Here is a 14,659-nt window from a genome sequence, read left to right as displayed (position 1 = left end):
ACATGCGGGGCCGTGCAATGCTGGCGCGGCTCGACGCAACGACCGCTTCGAGGCGCTGCGTAGTGCATGCCCTGCGCTGATGCCTGCCCCGATCAAAGTGCGAGCGGTCACTTGTCGACCGTTCGGTGCCCGCGCTGACACCCCCGGGCCTGCTTTGAGCCCGGTATGCCAAGAAAGGAGAGCCGCATGACCTACATCCGCTTCGCCCTGATGATCCTGACCTCCACAGTCATCATGTTCGTGCTCATGTATCTGAACACCTACGCATTCGAGCATGTTTTCTTCAGCGAAACCCGGCTCTATATGGCCATCTTGATGGGGGCGACCATGGCGTTCGTCATGCTGTCTTTCATGGCTTCCATGTATCCCAGCCGAATCATCAACATCAGCATCTTTGCAGGCAGCGTTGTCTTCTTCGGCCTGTCGCTCTGGCTGGTGCGCAGCCAGGCCACGGTTGACGGAGAAAGCTACATGCGGGCGATGATACCGCACCATTCCATCGCCATCATGACATCGGAACGGGCCGGGCTCGAAGATGCCCGCGTGGAAAAGCTGGCAGCGAGCATCGCCGAGGCCCAGAAGAAGGAGATATCCGAGATGCGGGCTCTTGTCGCCGATCTGGATGCGGACGAGGTTGTGCAGGCGGTCTTTGAAGATCCGGCCCCCCGAAACGGCACGCTGAACGACGCCCTGAACAACACGCTGATGTCGGAACTCGATCTCGCCCCATTGCCGGCAGTTGCCGGCCCTGTGAGTGAGACCTGTCGTTTCCGTCGCACCCGCACTGAAGATCCCATTATGCTCGCCACGGCCGACGGAAATACAGCGACCGTCAATTTGAACGGTGTAATCCTTTCGCTGAAGGGCCGCGAGGACGGTACGGTCTTCACGACCGAGGGTCTCGACGTCACCGTCGACCCGGTGGATGCACCTCGCTTCGATACGCGGCTGATTTTCTCGATGACCGAGGGGCCGACCGTGTCGTATGGCGGCTTCTGGTGCTGCTGAACGTAGGCAGATATTCGTTAGGATGTCGCGGCGAATTCCGAGCCGAAAAGAAAACACGGCTTGTATATCGTCGACGCTGTCGACCCTCGCAAATCAGGAGTGGTGGTCAGGGGCGGCGAACTCATGCAGGCCGTCAGACGCTTGACACGCCATTTCCGCGAGATGCTGGTCGTCGTGGTGACGCCTGACGACAGATATCTTAAGGCAGCCGAGCTCTTTGGTGTCCGGATTGGCACGGTCAAAAGCCGCACCAACCGCGCAAGGGCAATGGTTGTCGCCGACCTTGAAGGCCGCGCGCCAAACGATCGACTTTCCAGTGAGCCTTTTGAATATGCAATTTCCGAGTCTGTATAGTTCAGCGACGCCGAGCATCCTCGCTTAGGCTTTCGAGCGACGCGATAGGCCCTTGCGAAGTTGCTGACCGATCCGGCCAATGGCTCCGGTGATGACGACTGTTGGGGGGATGTTTCGGAGCTCAAGCCGGATGTCCTCCTGCGGGTCGCGGTGGTTCGGAGACCTTGATAAGTCAACGAAACGGACGCGGCGATGTTCCGGCACGCGGGCAGACGGTGCCAGATGTCGCGGAGATCTGCCGGACCGGAATTTCCGCCGCGCCAGCAAACCTATGTTGTCGCGGTCTCAGGACATACCCGGATAGGATGAGCGGACGCGGTGCCTCGTCATCTCCTGTTTCCCAGTCCGCCGCTTTGCCGTTTCGGAGCGGGCGTAATCGCGTACGACAGTCAACATCTTGGAGAAATCGACTTGGAGTCCAATACCCCTATCGGCACGGGTGACCGGGAAAACGAGCAGGAGTTGCTGCTGCTCAACGAAGCGGAGCACAGGCATGGCAACACGCTTCAGATCCTGTCGAGCCTTGTCAGGCGCAGCCTGCAGGACGCCAAGACAGCCGAGGCGCGCGAGGCGCTGAGCTGGGTCAGCGAGTTGGTCGAAACGCTCGGCAGGCTGCACGGCCTGACGCGCGAAGGCGCGCAGGGCGATACGGCCGACCTGCTTGGCAGCATGGCACGACAGTGGCAGCGCATCTGCAACGGCCATATTCGTATCGTGGTCGAGGCCGAGCCTGGGCTGAAGATGGCACAAAACTAGCATACGATCGTCACCCTGATCGCGCAGGAACTGGTGCTCAACGCGATCAAGCACGCCTTCCCGGAACAGCGCCACGGCACGGTTCATGTCCGGCTCTATGCTTGTGGGGACGGAAATGCTACTCTCGAGGTGGAAGATGACGGGGTCGGCCCGAGGGCTGGCAGGTCGAACCAGTGCAAGCGAGGCACCGACTCCACTGTACATGGACGATCGCTGACCCGGGATCTCTCCCTATTCCTGGGGGGTGGTCTGCAGCGTGGTCAAAGTCATACGAATGGCGGCTACCGGGTCACTGTATGCTGGCCGCTGTAAGGACCATCGAATGCAAGATTTGAGCGCTCTGACGCGCAAGCTGCGCAACGGTGCGGCGCTCTCCGGCGAGGACATGGAGCGCCTCGAGCGGATCGCCCTGACCTCGCGCTGCGTCCCGGCCAACACCGACTTGATCAAGGAGCATGAGATCACCGAATACGTACACGTGATCGAGTCAGGAGTTGCCTGCCGCTACAAGAGCACACCGGACGGCAGTCGGGCTATTTTGGCGCTTCTGTTGCCGGGCGACTTCTGTGACTTGCATGTCGCGATCCTCGACCACATGGATCATTCCATCGGCACATTGCAGGAAAACCGGGTATCGCGCGTGTCGCGGGACGACGTCTTGCAGATGCTATCGGCCTCTCCGGCGATCAGCCGGGCCTGCTGGTGGGCAACGCTGGTTCTGCGAACTCTACACGCGGCTGGAAGCCGTCGGACTCGCCGCGAATGACCGGTTTCGAATGCCATTCACGCAAACCACGCTGGGCGATCTGGTGGGGGTTACGCAGGTCCATGTTCAACGCACGATGACCCAGCTGCGTGACAAGGGACTGATCACCCAGCAGGACCGCGAGATCGGCCTGCATGACTTTAACGCAGTAGCGGAATACAGCGATTTCGACGCGACCTATCTCCACCTTGGAGGCCGATCTGAAGATGCCGGGCCGGGGCGGCGCCAGAGGAATGAGTGACCCGGAGAAAAGGAGGCCAAGTGGCCCACTTCTATTTTGATGTGAATGACGGACGAAAGCGCTCTGTCGACGATTATGGTGTCACTTACAACATCAAGGACGAAGCAAAGCAAGCCGCCATGCGAGAGCTTTCACTGATCATCCGTGATGACTTGCCGGATGGAGAACGAGCAAACTACGTGGTGACCGTGCGGGACGAAACCAGCACACCGATATACGTGGTGATGGCGGCAGTGATGGGGGAATCCCTGCTTGAGTACACGTGATGCGATATGGAGCTTGGGCAGGGCAGGCGCGTCTCGGCATGTTTCAGCGGTTGGAACGGGAGTGAGGAACATCCGTGGCTCTGTTCTGTTGGTTCCCAATGACGGACGACACCCGACAAGACACTGATGGAGAAGCCAACAGCGCACGGAAAGATAGCGCCGCTGCCGGAGTGGCGCGTTTGCGCGACCATATCGACCGGGGCGGGGCGGCCGACAAGGCCGCGGCCTGGGATCCAGCTGTCGCGCCCCTGGGCACCGATGACGAAGCCGCCGGAGCGCCGCCCACACGGGAGGAAGTGGCCGTCGCCGAGGACGCGGAACGCCATCGCGCCGCGCCCGCCGACCACAAGCCCGGTCCGGGAGACCGACAGGGCGCTCGTCGGCGACCGGGGGTGATGACGGTGATGGTTCTCGTGGTGAGCATCATCCTTGCGGTACTTCTCATTTACGGAGGTCTTTCATGACGCAGTATTCCGATGACCGGGTGCAGGATCAGCAGCCGGGGCTCGAACACGAGATGTCGCCACCCCCGGAATACATGCCCCGATACCCGGGATCCGGGCGTCTCGAGGGCCGGGTCGCCTTGATCACCGGTGGCGATTCCGGGATCGGCCGCGCGGCGGCCGTGCTCTTCGCGAGAGAGGGCGCCAGGGTCGCCTTTCTCTATCTCGATGAAAACGAAGATGCCCGGGAGACCCACGAGGCCGTACGCGCCGAAGGGGCCGACTGTATCGCTATCCGGGGCGATGTCGGCGACAAGCCGTCCTGTTTCGACGCCGTCGGCAGGGTCGTCGGAGAATGGGGTCGGCTCGATGTGCTTGTGAACAACGCCGCCGAGCAGCATGGGCAGGATGCGTTCGAGGACGTGTCGGAAGAGCAGATAGCGGCCACGTTCCGCACCAATATCTTTGGACAGATGTTCATGGTGCAGGCCGCGCTTCCGCATATGGGGGAAGGCGCGGCAATCGTGGCCACCACATCGGTGACGGCCTATCGGGGGGAAGATCTGCTGATCGACTATTCCGCCACGAAGGGGGCGATCCTGTCGTTCATCCGCGCGATGGCGCACAAGCTGGCGCCGCGCGGGATCCGGGTCAACGGCGTGGCGCCAGGTCCGATCTGGACACCATTGATCCCTGCGTCCTTCCCGCCGGAAAAGGTGAAGCAGTTCGGCAAATCCAGCACGCTTGGCCGCCCGGGGCAGCCCAACGAGGTGGCCCCCGCGATCCTGTTCCTGAGTTGTCGGGACAGTTCCTTCATGACCGGTCACGTGCTGCACCCCGACGGTGGCGAGGCCACCGCCGACTGACGCCGGTGTGGCCCGGGTCCGTGCCTTTCCACGCGCCGTCGATCAGGAACATCTGCGCGGCCGTTTTCGTTTTCTGGCAGGAACCCGAATTCACGCCGCCAGACTGCTGGCGCGCCGCGAAAGGAGAACACCATGTCCAGAAGATTGAACGACCTGACCGAGCAGGAAGCCCGCGACGAGTTGGCCCGCCACCACCGTCATAGCCGTCGGGGCCCCTACGGCTATGACGAACAGATGGACAGGCCATGGGATTCCGCAGCCTACGTCGCCGGACGACACCCGGTCGCGGGCTACCCTTGGACTGTACCGGTCTATCCGGCGCCCGAGCCCGGCATGCCGGCCGCGTATCCGGGGTATCCTCCCAGGGGGTCGGATTACGGGTATCGCCAGGCACCGCGCGGTTATGAGGAACGTGGCTTCCTTGCGCGCGCGGAAGATGAGGTGACGTCATGGTTCGGCGATGATGCGGCCCAGCAACGTCGCGAGGTCGACCATCGTGGTCGCGGGCCAAAAAGCTACGTTCGTTCCGATATCCGCATCGAGGAGGATGTTAACGACTGGCTGACCGACGACCGGGATGTCGATGCCACCGAGGTCAGCGTGGGCGTGAAAGACCGCGAGGTCACGCTTGACGGCACGGTGGACACGCGCTGGGCCAAACGCGCGGCCGAGGACTGTGCCGACAGCGTGTCGGGCGTGGTCCACGTTCAGAACAACCTCCGCGTAGACCCAGCCGCGGCCTGACCGTTTCGGCGGGCGCCCATCGCGCCCGCCGGTTCATTCTCGCGGCCGGGGCGCCTGACGGGCGCTCCGCCGCATATCCCTCTCAGCCAAATCATGCCGAGTAATCGCCCGCATGGGCCACGCCTGTTTCGGTCTGGAACATGTGTCGGTGGCTGTCGGTTTTTCTCTGAGTAGACACCGTGCCGCCGACGAAAGACCGGTGGGGCGGGCCAAGCCCGAGAAAGGACATGATCATGACTCATCATCCCTCAACCCATGCCACATCGACCCGCCGCCTCTGGACGGCGGCCGCCGCCGGCGCCCTGTGCCTGGGCGTGGCGGCGCCCATGGCCGTTGCGCAGAGCAGCGGGGCGCAGATGCCTGAGAAGGATATCACCTTTACCTCTGCCGAGGGCGAGGAGATCGGCACCGGTACGCTGACCGGCACCCCCGCCGGCGTGCTGATCGAGGTCGACTTGCAGAACCTGCCGGCCGATAGCTGGCACGGGTTTCACATCCACGAGAAAGGGGTGTGCGACGTCGAGAGCGGCTTCAAATCCGCAGGCGGGCATTTCAATGCCGGTGACACCGAGCACGGCCTGATGGTCGAAGGCGGGGCGCATAGCGGCGATATGCCGAACCAGTATGTTTCGGCAGACGGCAAGCTGATCGCGCAGGTTCTGAATACCGCCGTGTCGATTGGCGGCGAGGCCGATGTTTCGGGCCGCGCCATCGTCATCCATGGCGGGGCGGATGACTACGAAAGCCAACCGTCCGGCGACGCCGGTGAACGGATCGCCTGTGCGGTCATCGATTGATGGTTGCTTTCCGGCCGGGTCGCGATATGCGGCCCGGCCGGGTTTTTTACGAATTCCGAATGGATGGGCTCTGCCGTTGATTGACCTGCTGGCTTGGCCCGAGGCGCCTCAGACGTCGTCCGACATCGGGGTCTGACCCTGCTTGCCCTGTTCTTGTGACAGGATGTTCCGCACCTCCCGCATCAGGGCTTCACGCTTTTCCCTGTTATCCGCGGGATCGGATTCAATCTTGCTCAGCTCGGTCAGGATCGACTTGAGATACTGCTCGCGCGTGCCGGCGGAGTATCCCTCTTCAGCGAGGATGTCGTGAAGTTCCTCCGGGCCGATCCAGTCGCCGTGGCTTGCCTTGTGGCTTGCCTTCAGTCTCGTGATGTCGGGGGTATCTGACATGGGCCTTTCCTTTCTCCCCCAACCTTCTCTGGCACGGCGAGGTTCCATCAAAGGGGCGAGGCCCGCGGAATGCGGCCGAGCGGAAAACAGCGCAGTCGAAGGTCGTTTCGTTAGGTGCAGCCGGGAACACTGATTACCTTTTTTGGACGAGAACCGGGAGAAAGGAAATTCCATGTCCTCGCTCAGAGTCCTGATCCTCGAAAATCAAAGCGTCGTCGCGCTTGACCTCGCATCGATCCTGGAAGCGCGTGGATGCGATCCCGTGATCGTCTGCGAGACGGCAGAACTGGCCGACCGGAGCATCGACATCGCCGTTCCTGATGCCGGAGTTCTCGACATCGAACTGGCAGAGCGGGATGCTTGCCTGGCTATCGCCACGCGGCTTGCCGGCAATGCCTGTCCGGTTCTGCTTATTGCAGATGACATGGCGTTGCCGGAGCATCTTTCCGGGATGCACGGGGCTTGTCATCATATCGAGAAACCTTTCAGCGAAACTTGCTTTCTCAGCGCGTTCGATATGCTGACTGCGGAAAAATCGCAGGGAGGCGTCGAACGACCTTGCGGAGGCGTATTGAGGCCCCATTCTGATTGTCGCGGAGCATTGGCATGGCAGAGGACACACAGGACAAGGTGATCGCCTTTCTCGGCCGTCACGAAGGTGACGGCGGAAGTCGGAGCGATCACGTCGAAACGCATAGCGCGCATGTATTCCTGCATGGCGATACGGCCCTGAAAATCAAGAAGGCCGTCCACTACGATTACCTCGATTTCACTGCGCTCGAGACGCGCGAAAGGATGCTGCGCCGCGAACTGGAACTGAACCGGCCGGGCGCGCCGCAGATCTATCGCGATGTTGTGGCGGTGACGTGCGACGGCGACCGTCTGGAACTGGACGGGCAGGGGGCACCGGTGGAATGGGTGCTGCGGATGTGGCGTTTTCCGAAGGAGAATGAGCTTTCGGCTGTCGCCGCCCGCGGCGAGTTGAGCGATGCCCTGGCGGATGACCTCGGCCGAGCCATCGCGGATTACCACGCCGATGCGCCTTTGCGAGAGGGCGACGGCGCCGACCGTATACGGGCGATCATCGAGGAGCTGGAGACCGCCTTCGGGGCCATGCGCGATGACCTTGGCGGCGGCGAGGCGGACGCGTTCATCACGATGACAAAAGCGGAGTTCGGCCGGGTCGCGGCGCTTTTGCGGGAGCGGGCCGCCGGGGGGCATCTTCGGCGCTGCCACGGCGATTTGCATCTGCACAATCTCGTGCTGATCGACGGCGGGCCGGTTCTCTTCGATGCGCTCGAGTTCGACGAGGAGCTGGGGACTTGCGACGTGCTCTATGACCTGGCCTTTCTGGTCATGGACCTGCTGAACCGTGGCCTCGGCCGGCAGGCGAACATCGTTCTGAACGCGTGGCTGCATGCAAATGAGGGGCAGCAGGATGAGGGGCTCGCCGGGCTTCCTCTCTTTGTGGCGTTGCGCGCTGGCATTCGGGCGATGGTGGCGGTGCAAACCGGCGCCGGTGACCGAGAGGAGATTCGGGCGCAGGCCCGGAAGTTTCTCGAGACGGGCCTGGCCGCGCTGGAGCACTGCGAGGCACGGCTCGTAGCGATTGGCGGGATGTCCGGATCTGGCAAGTCGACGATCGGCAGGCGCCTGGCGCCGCAGATCGGCCGGTTGCCGGGGGCCGTGCATCTGCGGAGCGACCTGGAGCGCAAGTCGCTTGCCGGCGTAGCCCCGGAAGACCGCTTGCCGGAGAACGCCTATACGGCGGCGGCATCCGATGCGGTGTACGATCGTCTCGCGGCGCGTGCGGCGGCCGTTCTGGCAACCGGGCAGAGCGTCATCCTCGATGCCACCTTCCTGACCCCGGTCGAGAGGACACGCGCACGAGACCTGGCCGCGCAGGCAGGGGTGCCGTTCACGGGCATCTGGCTCGACGCGCCGGTCGAGGCATTGACGCGGAGGGTTGATGCAAGGGAAGGCGACGCCTCTGACGCCGACGCTTCCGTGGTGCGTAAGCAGGTGGAAAAGGATACGGGCCCGATTGACTGGCAGAGGGTAGAGGCCTCGGGCGACAGAGAAAACGTGGCCAAGGCGGTTTGGGAGTGGATCGCCAGTCCGGGCAGGTCGTCTCCCGCCGGTTCCTGAGCCGAATGACCTTCCGATCTTCTTGAACGGCTTCCATGGCCAGTCCTTCAATCAACATGGAACGTGATCGAAAGCCTGTGCGTTGAAGTACTGGAGGCACTCATGAACCATTTGTCGCGACGGGGATTCCTGAAAGGGGCGCGACTGCCGTGGCAGTGAGCGTGACCCCGCTTCACCAAGCTTTGGCCAGGCTTCAGACCGAGCGACAGACACAGCCGCCCGGATGGCGTGAAAACGGCAATGTCCGCTTTCGCCAGGATGGCATTCCCAAGGTGACCGGGGACAAGGTCTTTGCGGTCGATATTCGGGCCAAAGACATGCCCGACTGGCCGGACGGACAGGCTCACGCCTTTCTCATTCGGGTGCCTCGGGCGGATCGGATCTTCGAGGGCGTGACGCTCGACCCGCTTGGCGAAGAGATGCGCCCTGACACCGCCGTGACGGCAGAGACACTGCGCAACGATGGCGTCGAGATGGTCGAGCCGGACTTCTACGGGGCGTTCTTTCTCGAAGAGGGAAACGTGCCGGCCTACCTGGGGCAGCCTGTGGCGCTTTTGGTTTACCACGACTACGCGCGGTTCCGCACGGCGCGGACAAGGTTCAAGTTCAACGAGGATGCGCTGATTTGGGGCGATACGGCCGAACCGCCGGCACGCACGCCCTATGGCGCCACCCGTTACGTCCGGATCGGCGGGGAGACGCGGGAGGCCGAGGATCGTTTCTCGCCCCTCAGGAACGGCACGATATTCGCAGGGTTCGAAAACGGCGAGGCGGATTGGCCGGACGCAGACAGCGAAGGCGATGTCGGCGGCAAGGCCATGGCCCTGGCCGGTGAGTTGCGGTCTGAGCTGGAAAATCCACCCGAAGGCTGGAATGTCTATCGCCGCAAGTATCGCTCGCAATATGTCGATCCCGCGGCGCTCGAGCCCGATAACGGCAACGCGTGGTACGATACGGCCACGGGCCGCCTTCACGTGGTGACGGGCACTCAGTCGCCCTGGACCAATGCCGACCATATCGAAAAGATGGTCAGCGCCAGCCGTTTCGATCTGACAGAGCTGCGTGTCCGTCTTCAGAGTTTTTCGGACAAGTCGTTTGTTTTGGTAACGGAGGCTCTGGTTCGGTTTCTGTTTGAGTTTAGGCTGCCGCGGCTTTGTGCTGCAACCGGCGCTTTCGGATTGTCTGTTTCTTGATCTCCTCTCTCATTTTCAGGATCGTCCGACCCCGACCGTGGTAGACGTCAGCCGGCGTCAGGTTATCCAGGCTCTCGTGGTATCGCCGAGTGTTGTAGTATCCGACGAAGTCGCCGATCTGGCGTTCAAGATCCCCCGGCAGATAGTAGTTCTCCAGCAGACCCCGGTTCTTCATGGTCTGGTGCCAGCGTTCGATCTTGCCCTGGGTCTGTGGGTGGTGCGGCGCTCCGCGGACGTGATCCATACCTTTGGTATCGAGGTAGTCGGCCAGGTCGGCCGCAACGTAGGACGAGCCGTTGTCGCTGAGCAGCCGGGGCTTGTGAACGACTGTCGCATGAGCACAGCCCGAGGCCTCCAGCGCCAGATCCAGCGTGTCCGTCACATCCACGGCCTTCATTGTCGTGCAGAGCTTCCACGCGATGATGTAGCGGCTGTAATCGTCGAGGATCGTGCTGAGATAGAACCAGCCCCAACCGATGACCTTGAGATAGGTGAAGTCGGTTTGCCAGAGTTCGTTGGGCCGAGTTGTCTTGTCCCGGAACTCATCGGCGGCACGGATCACCACATGGGCCGGAGCCGTGATCAGGTCCTGGGCCTTGAGAAGGCGGTATGCCGAGGACTCAGATACAAAATACCGTTTCTCATCAGTGTATTTGACGGCCAATTCCCGTGGCGTCAGATCCTCATGATCCAGCGCGAACTCGACGAAGGCGTCGCGGATCTCGTCCGGGATGCGGTTCCACACCGACCGAGGCCGCGGGGACGTGTCACGCAAAGCGTCAACGCCGCCATCGGCCCACCGCGCATACCACTGGTAATAGGTGCTGCTGGGAATGCCGAGCATGGTCAGGGTCCGCCTGACCGGCAAATGCGAGGCTTCGACTGTCCGAATGATCTCGAGCTTCTCCGAGGCTGGGTATCTCATGCGTCGTCCTCCCCATCCCCGAACGTGCTTTTTTTGAGCAGCCTGTTCTCCAGTGTCAGCTCCGCGACCACTTCTTTCAGCGCGGCTGCCTCAGAGCGCAGTTCCTTGACCTCGGGAGCTGTCGCCTGACGGGCTGTGTCACCCGCCAGCCGGTTCTTCCCAGCCTCAAGAAATTCCTTCGACCAGCTGTAATAAAGGCTCTCGGCGATCCCTTCACGACGGCACAGGGCCGCTATGCTTTCTTCGCCCCGCATCCCGGCAAGCACGATGCGGATCTTCTCCTCCGCCGAGTAGTGCTTGCGGGTCTTACGCTTGATACCCCTGACAAGCTTGTCAGCAGCATCCTTGGATGTTCCGGATCTCTTGTTCATCTTCGCTCCATTATGGCTTCGATGAACCAGAAATCCTCCGTCCCTCAAACACCTAAATCTGTCCGGTAGGTGCTGACGTTAGACACACTGATCCCAAAACTGCATATTCCCATTCACTTGGACGGTGTCCCGCACATCATAATCATGTCGTAGTTGGTTGCCATTCCGGGCGCCCAAATCGGTTCTGTTATCAGTGATGCATCGGCCTGGCGCGACGAGATAGTCGCTGCCATTGATCTCTTGGTTTCTGGTTTTTAACCAACGAGAAACCCGTCAACATTTACCGACAGAGGCTGGGGTTCAGGCCGGGCGCTTCTGCTGAGAAGGCAGGCACTCCAAGCCATGCTCTTCAGACATTCTCAGGATCGCGGGCTCCATTCGCGTGACGCGGATCGCCTTGAGAACACGCGCGCCGAAGGCATCGTCGCCGATGTCGCCGCGAAACAAGATGGTTTCGTAAAGCTGCGCCAGATCCATGCCTTTATCGGCGATACCCAGCTTTGCCGCGGCGATGAGCGGATCGATCAAGCCATACCAGATCATCGTGAAGTCACCGTCCCGGGTGAGAAACACGTTCAGCCGCAGAGCATCGCGACCACCCATAACGAGATCAGGATGGTGGAGTTCGAACCACTGCATGCCACCAGGGCCATCGAGGTCCAGCTTTCGGAATGCGTGCCGTTCGGGCGCGAAGGGTGAGTTTGGTAGTGAGTGAACGATCATGCGTCTCCTGCTTGTTGTCGTTGGCAGCTGCCAACGGCAAGCAACTGAGGGTTCAGCTTTCCATCGTCGCGACCAGATCGCGCAGTTGCGGCAGGGAGGCTGGATGTTCCGGGGCAACCAAGTCGGATCGGATCTCGTGAACGACGCCCCGCAGAACCTGTGTTTTCTTTAATCCCGAGATCTTCGCCAGCGCGGCAAACTCCTCCTCGAAATCATGGGAGACCTTGAACGACAGGCGTTTGCGAGGAACCTTCACCGCCGGATTTGGCTTGGTTGCCTTGGCCTCCAGAAACAGTTGCTTGATCCGTTCGGCACCCTGCGGGTCCCGCGTCATCTTTCGGACGTAAAACGCCAGAAGAAACTTGCGATGCCGCACGGACGCGCGCTCGGAAATCCGGGTTGCGGCGGCGTCCAGGATCTCGATGTCCGATGCGGGCACTTGGGCCTCGAGCGAGACTTCGACCTTCTCGCGCGCGCGGCGGATCGCGGGCAAAGACTGGGCGGGGATCGCCACGACATCGCCGCAGCGACCACAGACGGAGGCCAGGATATCCTTCACTTTCCCGGTTCCGTCATCGAACGGGACGTCGCGATACAGGAAGGTCGTCTCGACCATGTCCTGGCAGGTCTCGCAGATTGCCTTGGATTTGTCGCCGGCACTGTAGAGTTTCATGGTGTGTCACCTGTGGACGCTGAGAAAAAAGGTATCCGGATCGAGGAAGTAGAACTTGATGTACCAACCGTCCTTGCGAAGGATATGCACATCGACCGTCTTGACCATGTCGTGCGGCCGCATCTCATGATCCTGGCCGCGGCACTTGCTGTTGACCTTGATGACATCTTCTTCGGAAACGGAATTGTCATAGAGCAGGTTCTTGGTCTCGATCTCCCGACGCTCCGCAATCTGGTAGGTCTTGTTGCGCAGGGCTTCTATCGCGCGCCGCTTTGCCTCCTTGAATCCAATCTTCTTGGTCAATATACGAATATCCTCGTAAAAATCAAGTTATCAGCTCGAGTGACGCTGTAGCTTGCCTCGTACTTCCCCGAAAAGCGTAATTATTTCACGGACAGCTTTCGAGTTTGGTCGATCGAACTCCGTGATCGCTTGGCCGGAGATCAGTGCCTGCATGAACGCCTTGCGCTGACCAAGCCGCGTCTTGGCCAGCGGTATGTCAGTGTACAGCTCCTCCAACACGGCTTCGGTGTCGTCGGCCTCAGGACCCACGGCCGCAACCTGGCTCAAGACGAAGAGGCCCGGCCGTTCGGCCTGCTTCACGATTTCAACTGTCCCGGCCGCCGCCCTTATGTCGAAGGGGCCGGGCCGAATGGGAATGACCACGAGATCTGCCGCGCGGATCGCCGCGTCGATTGTCCCGCCGGCATGCGGCGGCGTGTCAATTACCACGTAGTCGGCGCCATCCTCCTCGGCCTGCGAGAGATAGGCGGTGAGGTTGCCCGGCATCGCCTGCAGAACGATCGGGTCCTCGAGCTCGCGCAGCTTCGCCCATTCGGCGACGGACCCCTGGGGGTCGAGATCCAGCAGGATCACCTGGGCGGACTTCTTCGACTGCATCGCCTGAACCGCAAGATGGATCGAGATCGTGCTCTTGCCGGCACCGCCCTTCTGCGTGGCGACCGCTATGATCTTTGTCTTCAGGCTCATTCGTCTTCTTGCTTGCTGTTCACCGCGTCGCTTATGTCCTCGACGAAACGATGCGCCTCGTATTCGCGAAGCATCTGCACGACGAGCATCTCGCCGTTCTCGGCGAGCCAATCGAGAAACCCGGGCTTCGGGGCATCGCTGAGCGTCACCTGAATGCCCGATCCGGTCCGCTTGATCGTCCCCACAGGCTTGTCATGCGACGGGACCCAGATCTCGTGTCCAGCCGGAGGTTTGGTCTCGGTCGGCTTAGAGCTGGCCTCGGACCGAAAGGCAGCTTCGTAGAGACGGGAGAAGCGGGCATCGGGGTTATCGAGACCGATCGCTTCGACGTTGGCAGCTGCCAACGCCACGCGCATCCTGGGCAGTGCCGCATCGTCGGCTGCCATCTGAACTACGAGCTTCTCCCAGCGTGGCCGCCCGACCCCCGGAGCCTTGCCCACGAATGACAGGATATCGTCCGGTATGCTCCGTCCAATCTTGAGATACCGCGATCTGTCTGTCTTTCCGCAGGAGAAGGCGGTGTCGATGTCCTTTTCGTCGAGCCCAGCCTCGTCGACCATGCGCGCCGCCAGTTTCGCACGCTCGATATAGGTCAGGTCCTCGCGCGCGATGTTCTCGATCGCTTGGCCCATCACCAGTGCGGCATCGTCGAGGTCCTGGATCTCGGCGCGGACGTTGATCCCCGCGAGCCGGCAGGCCACGAGGCGCCTGCGGCCGGCGACGATCTCGTATTCTCCGGGCCTCCCGGGATGAGGCCGCACCAGGATCGGGACCCGTTGCCCCGCCTTGAGCAAACTCTCCGCCAGTTTCTCGATCTCGGCGTCACTGACCTCAAAGCGATCTCTGAGGCCGCCCGGATGGATCAGGGACGGGTCCAGCTCGACGATCCGGCCTGCTGTCGGACCGGAGGCGTTGGCAGTTGCCAACTCTGGCTTCCTCGATCTTGCGGCAAGGTCCCGCAGGGAGTTTTTGCGTTTCGGCATAGAAGGTTCTCAACTACTTTTT

Annotated in this window: 22 protein-coding genes; 14 read left to right on the top strand and 8 right to left on the bottom strand. The window is 61.5% G+C overall.

Annotation, left to right across the window (positions count from 1 at the left end; all coding sequences use genetic code 11):
- Window positions 1–186 precede the first annotated feature (186 nt).
- The 10 genes from PVV74_RS03915 to PVV74_RS03875 all read left to right on the top strand — a co-directional run bounded on the left by PVV74_RS03915 (window position 187) and on the right by PVV74_RS03875 (window position 5,444).
- Window positions 187–1,008 (top strand): DUF305 domain-containing protein, encoded by an 822-nt coding sequence (locus tag PVV74_RS03915; RefSeq protein WP_274592301.1) that lies wholly within the window; start codon window positions 187–189, stop codon window positions 1,006–1,008.
- Window positions 1,009–1,068: 60 nt separating this feature from the next.
- Window positions 1,069–1,362 carry a hypothetical protein gene (locus tag PVV74_RS03910; protein ID WP_274592300.1) on the top strand — a complete coding sequence of 98 codons (294 nt, stop codon included), beginning with the start codon at window positions 1,069–1,071 and terminating at the stop codon, window positions 1,360–1,362.
- Window positions 1,363–1,773: 411 nt separating this feature from the next.
- On the top strand, window positions 1,774–2,118 hold the full coding sequence (locus PVV74_RS03905) for a histidine kinase dimerization/phosphoacceptor domain -containing protein (RefSeq protein WP_274592299.1): 345 nt from the start codon (window positions 1,774–1,776) through the stop codon (window positions 2,116–2,118).
- A 6-nt stretch (window positions 2,119–2,124) separates the two neighbouring features.
- The gene (locus PVV74_RS22870; protein ID WP_443217212.1) at window positions 2,125–2,430 is read left to right on the top strand and encodes an ATP-binding protein; all 306 of its coding nucleotides are present in this window, start codon (window positions 2,125–2,127) and stop codon (window positions 2,428–2,430) included.
- 10 nt (window positions 2,431–2,440) lie between these two features.
- Complete coding sequence (locus PVV74_RS03900; protein ID WP_274592298.1) at window positions 2,441–2,884, top strand: Crp/Fnr family transcriptional regulator; 444 nt, start codon at window positions 2,441–2,443, stop codon at window positions 2,882–2,884.
- On the top strand, window positions 2,856–3,125 hold the full coding sequence (locus PVV74_RS03895) for a helix-turn-helix domain-containing protein (protein ID WP_274592361.1): 270 nt from the start codon (window positions 2,856–2,858) through the stop codon (window positions 3,123–3,125). Before PVV74_RS03900 ends, PVV74_RS03895 begins: the two co-directional genes overlap by 29 nt.
- Before the next feature lie 20 nt (window positions 3,126–3,145).
- Window positions 3,146–3,391, top strand: a complete 246-nt coding sequence (locus PVV74_RS03890) for a DUF6894 family protein (protein WP_274592297.1) — start codon at window positions 3,146–3,148, stop codon at window positions 3,389–3,391.
- A gap of 98 nt (window positions 3,392–3,489) precedes the next feature.
- A complete protein-coding gene (locus tag PVV74_RS03885) occupies window positions 3,490–3,855 on the top strand; it encodes a hypothetical protein (protein ID WP_245890390.1) in 366 nt (121 codons plus the stop codon).
- Window positions 3,852–4,700 carry an SDR family oxidoreductase gene (locus PVV74_RS03880; protein ID WP_274592296.1) on the top strand — a complete coding sequence of 283 codons (849 nt, stop codon included), beginning with the start codon at window positions 3,852–3,854 and terminating at the stop codon, window positions 4,698–4,700. The genes PVV74_RS03885 and PVV74_RS03880 overlap by 4 nt, the downstream gene beginning before the upstream one ends.
- 132 nt (window positions 4,701–4,832) lie before the next feature.
- On the top strand, window positions 4,833–5,444 hold the full coding sequence (locus PVV74_RS03875; protein ID WP_274592295.1) for a BON domain-containing protein: 612 nt from the start codon (window positions 4,833–4,835) through the stop codon (window positions 5,442–5,444).
- 91 nt (window positions 5,445–5,535) lie between these two features.
- Here PVV74_RS03875 and PVV74_RS03870 read toward each other — a convergent pair whose 3' ends face one another.
- Entirely contained in the window at window positions 5,536–5,679 is a 144-nt protein-coding gene (locus PVV74_RS03870) for a hypothetical protein (RefSeq protein WP_170067115.1), read from the bottom strand.
- Here PVV74_RS03870 and PVV74_RS03865 point away from each other — a divergent pair.
- Entirely contained in the window at window positions 5,678–6,241 is a 564-nt protein-coding gene (locus PVV74_RS03865) for a superoxide dismutase family protein (protein ID WP_103761809.1), read from the top strand. The two genes, PVV74_RS03870 and PVV74_RS03865, sit on opposite strands and share 2 nt — an antisense overlap.
- Before the next feature lie 108 nt (window positions 6,242–6,349).
- Here the strand turns inward: PVV74_RS03865 and PVV74_RS03860 are convergent, their stop codons facing one another.
- Window positions 6,350–6,631: a hypothetical protein gene (locus PVV74_RS03860; RefSeq protein ID WP_274592294.1), complete on the bottom strand. Its 282-nt coding sequence runs from the start codon at window positions 6,629–6,631 to the stop codon at window positions 6,350–6,352.
- 172 nt (window positions 6,632–6,803) lie between these two features.
- On the opposite strand from PVV74_RS03860, the gene PVV74_RS03855 reads away from it, so the two are divergent.
- The 3 genes from PVV74_RS03855 (at window position 6,804) to PVV74_RS03845 (ending at window position 9,972) form a co-directional block, all read left to right on the top strand.
- Complete coding sequence (locus tag PVV74_RS03855; protein ID WP_274592293.1) at window positions 6,804–7,265, top strand: hypothetical protein; 462 nt, start codon at window positions 6,804–6,806, stop codon at window positions 7,263–7,265.
- Window positions 7,238–8,779: a bifunctional aminoglycoside phosphotransferase/ATP-binding protein gene (locus PVV74_RS03850; protein ID WP_274592292.1), complete on the top strand. Its 1,542-nt coding sequence runs from the start codon at window positions 7,238–7,240 to the stop codon at window positions 8,777–8,779. The genes PVV74_RS03855 and PVV74_RS03850 overlap by 28 nt, the downstream gene beginning before the upstream one ends.
- 149 nt (window positions 8,780–8,928) lie before the next feature.
- Window positions 8,929–9,972 carry a hypothetical protein gene (locus tag PVV74_RS03845; RefSeq protein WP_274592291.1) on the top strand — a complete coding sequence of 348 codons (1,044 nt, stop codon included), beginning with the start codon at window positions 8,929–8,931 and terminating at the stop codon, window positions 9,970–9,972.
- Here PVV74_RS03845 and PVV74_RS03840 read toward each other — a convergent pair.
- The 6 genes from PVV74_RS03840 to repB form a co-directional block, all read right to left on the bottom strand.
- Window positions 9,917–11,268 (bottom strand): IS3 family transposase gene (locus PVV74_RS03840; protein ID WP_425061883.1). Its coding sequence is split into 2 segments (ribosomal slippage): window positions 9,917–10,930 and window positions 10,933–11,268, totalling 1,350 coding nucleotides; the frame shifts between segments, so codons are not numbered across the junction. The two genes, PVV74_RS03845 and PVV74_RS03840, sit on opposite strands and share 56 nt — an antisense overlap.
- Window positions 11,269–11,568: 300 nt before the next feature.
- A complete protein-coding gene (locus PVV74_RS03835; RefSeq protein WP_274592289.1) occupies window positions 11,569–11,991 on the bottom strand; it encodes a hypothetical protein in 423 nt (140 codons plus the stop codon).
- 52 nt (window positions 11,992–12,043) lie between these two features.
- On the bottom strand, window positions 12,044–12,664 hold the full coding sequence (locus PVV74_RS03830) for a hypothetical protein (RefSeq protein ID WP_274592288.1): 621 nt from the start codon (window positions 12,662–12,664) through the stop codon (window positions 12,044–12,046).
- A 6-nt stretch (window positions 12,665–12,670) separates the two neighbouring features.
- Window positions 12,671–12,967: a hypothetical protein gene (locus PVV74_RS03825; RefSeq protein ID WP_274592287.1), complete on the bottom strand. Its 297-nt coding sequence runs from the start codon at window positions 12,965–12,967 to the stop codon at window positions 12,671–12,673.
- A 30-nt stretch (window positions 12,968–12,997) separates the two neighbouring features.
- Entirely contained in the window at window positions 12,998–13,654 is a 657-nt protein-coding gene (parA, locus tag PVV74_RS03820) for a ParA family partition ATPase (RefSeq protein WP_274592286.1), read from the bottom strand.
- A complete protein-coding gene (gene repB / locus PVV74_RS03815) occupies window positions 13,651–14,637 on the bottom strand; it encodes a plasmid partitioning protein RepB (protein WP_274592285.1) in 987 nt (328 codons plus the stop codon). The genes parA and repB overlap by 4 nt, the downstream gene beginning before the upstream one ends.
- Window positions 14,638–14,659: the final 22 nt, after the last annotated feature.

It is taken from the genome of Roseovarius sp. SK2, assembly GCF_028807495.1.
In the GTDB taxonomy this organism is placed as follows: domain Bacteria; phylum Pseudomonadota; class Alphaproteobacteria; order Rhodobacterales; family Rhodobacteraceae; genus Roseovarius; species Roseovarius confluentis.
This window is presented reverse-complemented; position numbering and strand designations above follow the sequence as displayed.

Excerpts from the sequence above, each read along its gene's own strand:
- PVV74_RS03915 (WP_274592301.1), top strand. The coding sequence starts at position 187 with ATGACCTACATCCGCTTCGCCCTGATGATCCTGACCTCCACAGTCATC.
- PVV74_RS03900 (WP_274592298.1), top strand. The coding sequence starts at position 2,441 with ATGCAAGATTTGAGCGCTCTGACGCGCAAGCTGCGCAACGGTGCGGCG.
- PVV74_RS03885 (WP_245890390.1), top strand. The coding sequence starts at position 3,490 with ATGACGGACGACACCCGACAAGACACTGATGGAGAAGCCAACAGCGCA.
- PVV74_RS03880 (WP_274592296.1), top strand. The coding sequence starts at position 3,852 with ATGACGCAGTATTCCGATGACCGGGTGCAGGATCAGCAGCCGGGGCTC.
- PVV74_RS03875 (WP_274592295.1), top strand. The coding sequence starts at position 4,833 with ATGTCCAGAAGATTGAACGACCTGACCGAGCAGGAAGCCCGCGACGAG.
- PVV74_RS03865 (WP_103761809.1), top strand. The coding sequence starts at position 5,678 with ATGACTCATCATCCCTCAACCCATGCCACATCGACCCGCCGCCTCTGG.
- PVV74_RS03870 (WP_170067115.1), bottom strand. The coding sequence starts at position 5,679 with ATGATCATGTCCTTTCTCGGGCTTGGCCCGCCCCACCGGTCTTTCGTC.
- PVV74_RS03860 (WP_274592294.1), bottom strand. The coding sequence starts at position 6,631 with ATGTCAGATACCCCCGACATCACGAGACTGAAGGCAAGCCACAAGGCA.
- PVV74_RS03855 (WP_274592293.1), top strand. The coding sequence starts at position 6,804 with ATGTCCTCGCTCAGAGTCCTGATCCTCGAAAATCAAAGCGTCGTCGCG.
- PVV74_RS03850 (WP_274592292.1), top strand. The coding sequence starts at position 7,238 with ATGGCAGAGGACACACAGGACAAGGTGATCGCCTTTCTCGGCCGTCAC.
- PVV74_RS03835 (WP_274592289.1), bottom strand. The coding sequence starts at position 11,991 with ATGATCGTTCACTCACTACCAAACTCACCCTTCGCGCCCGAACGGCAC.
- PVV74_RS03830 (WP_274592288.1), bottom strand. The coding sequence starts at position 12,664 with ATGAAACTCTACAGTGCCGGCGACAAATCCAAGGCAATCTGCGAGACC.
- parA (WP_274592286.1), bottom strand. The coding sequence starts at position 13,654 with ATGAGCCTGAAGACAAAGATCATAGCGGTCGCCACGCAGAAGGGCGGT.
- repB (WP_274592285.1), bottom strand. The coding sequence starts at position 14,637 with ATGCCGAAACGCAAAAACTCCCTGCGGGACCTTGCCGCAAGATCGAGG.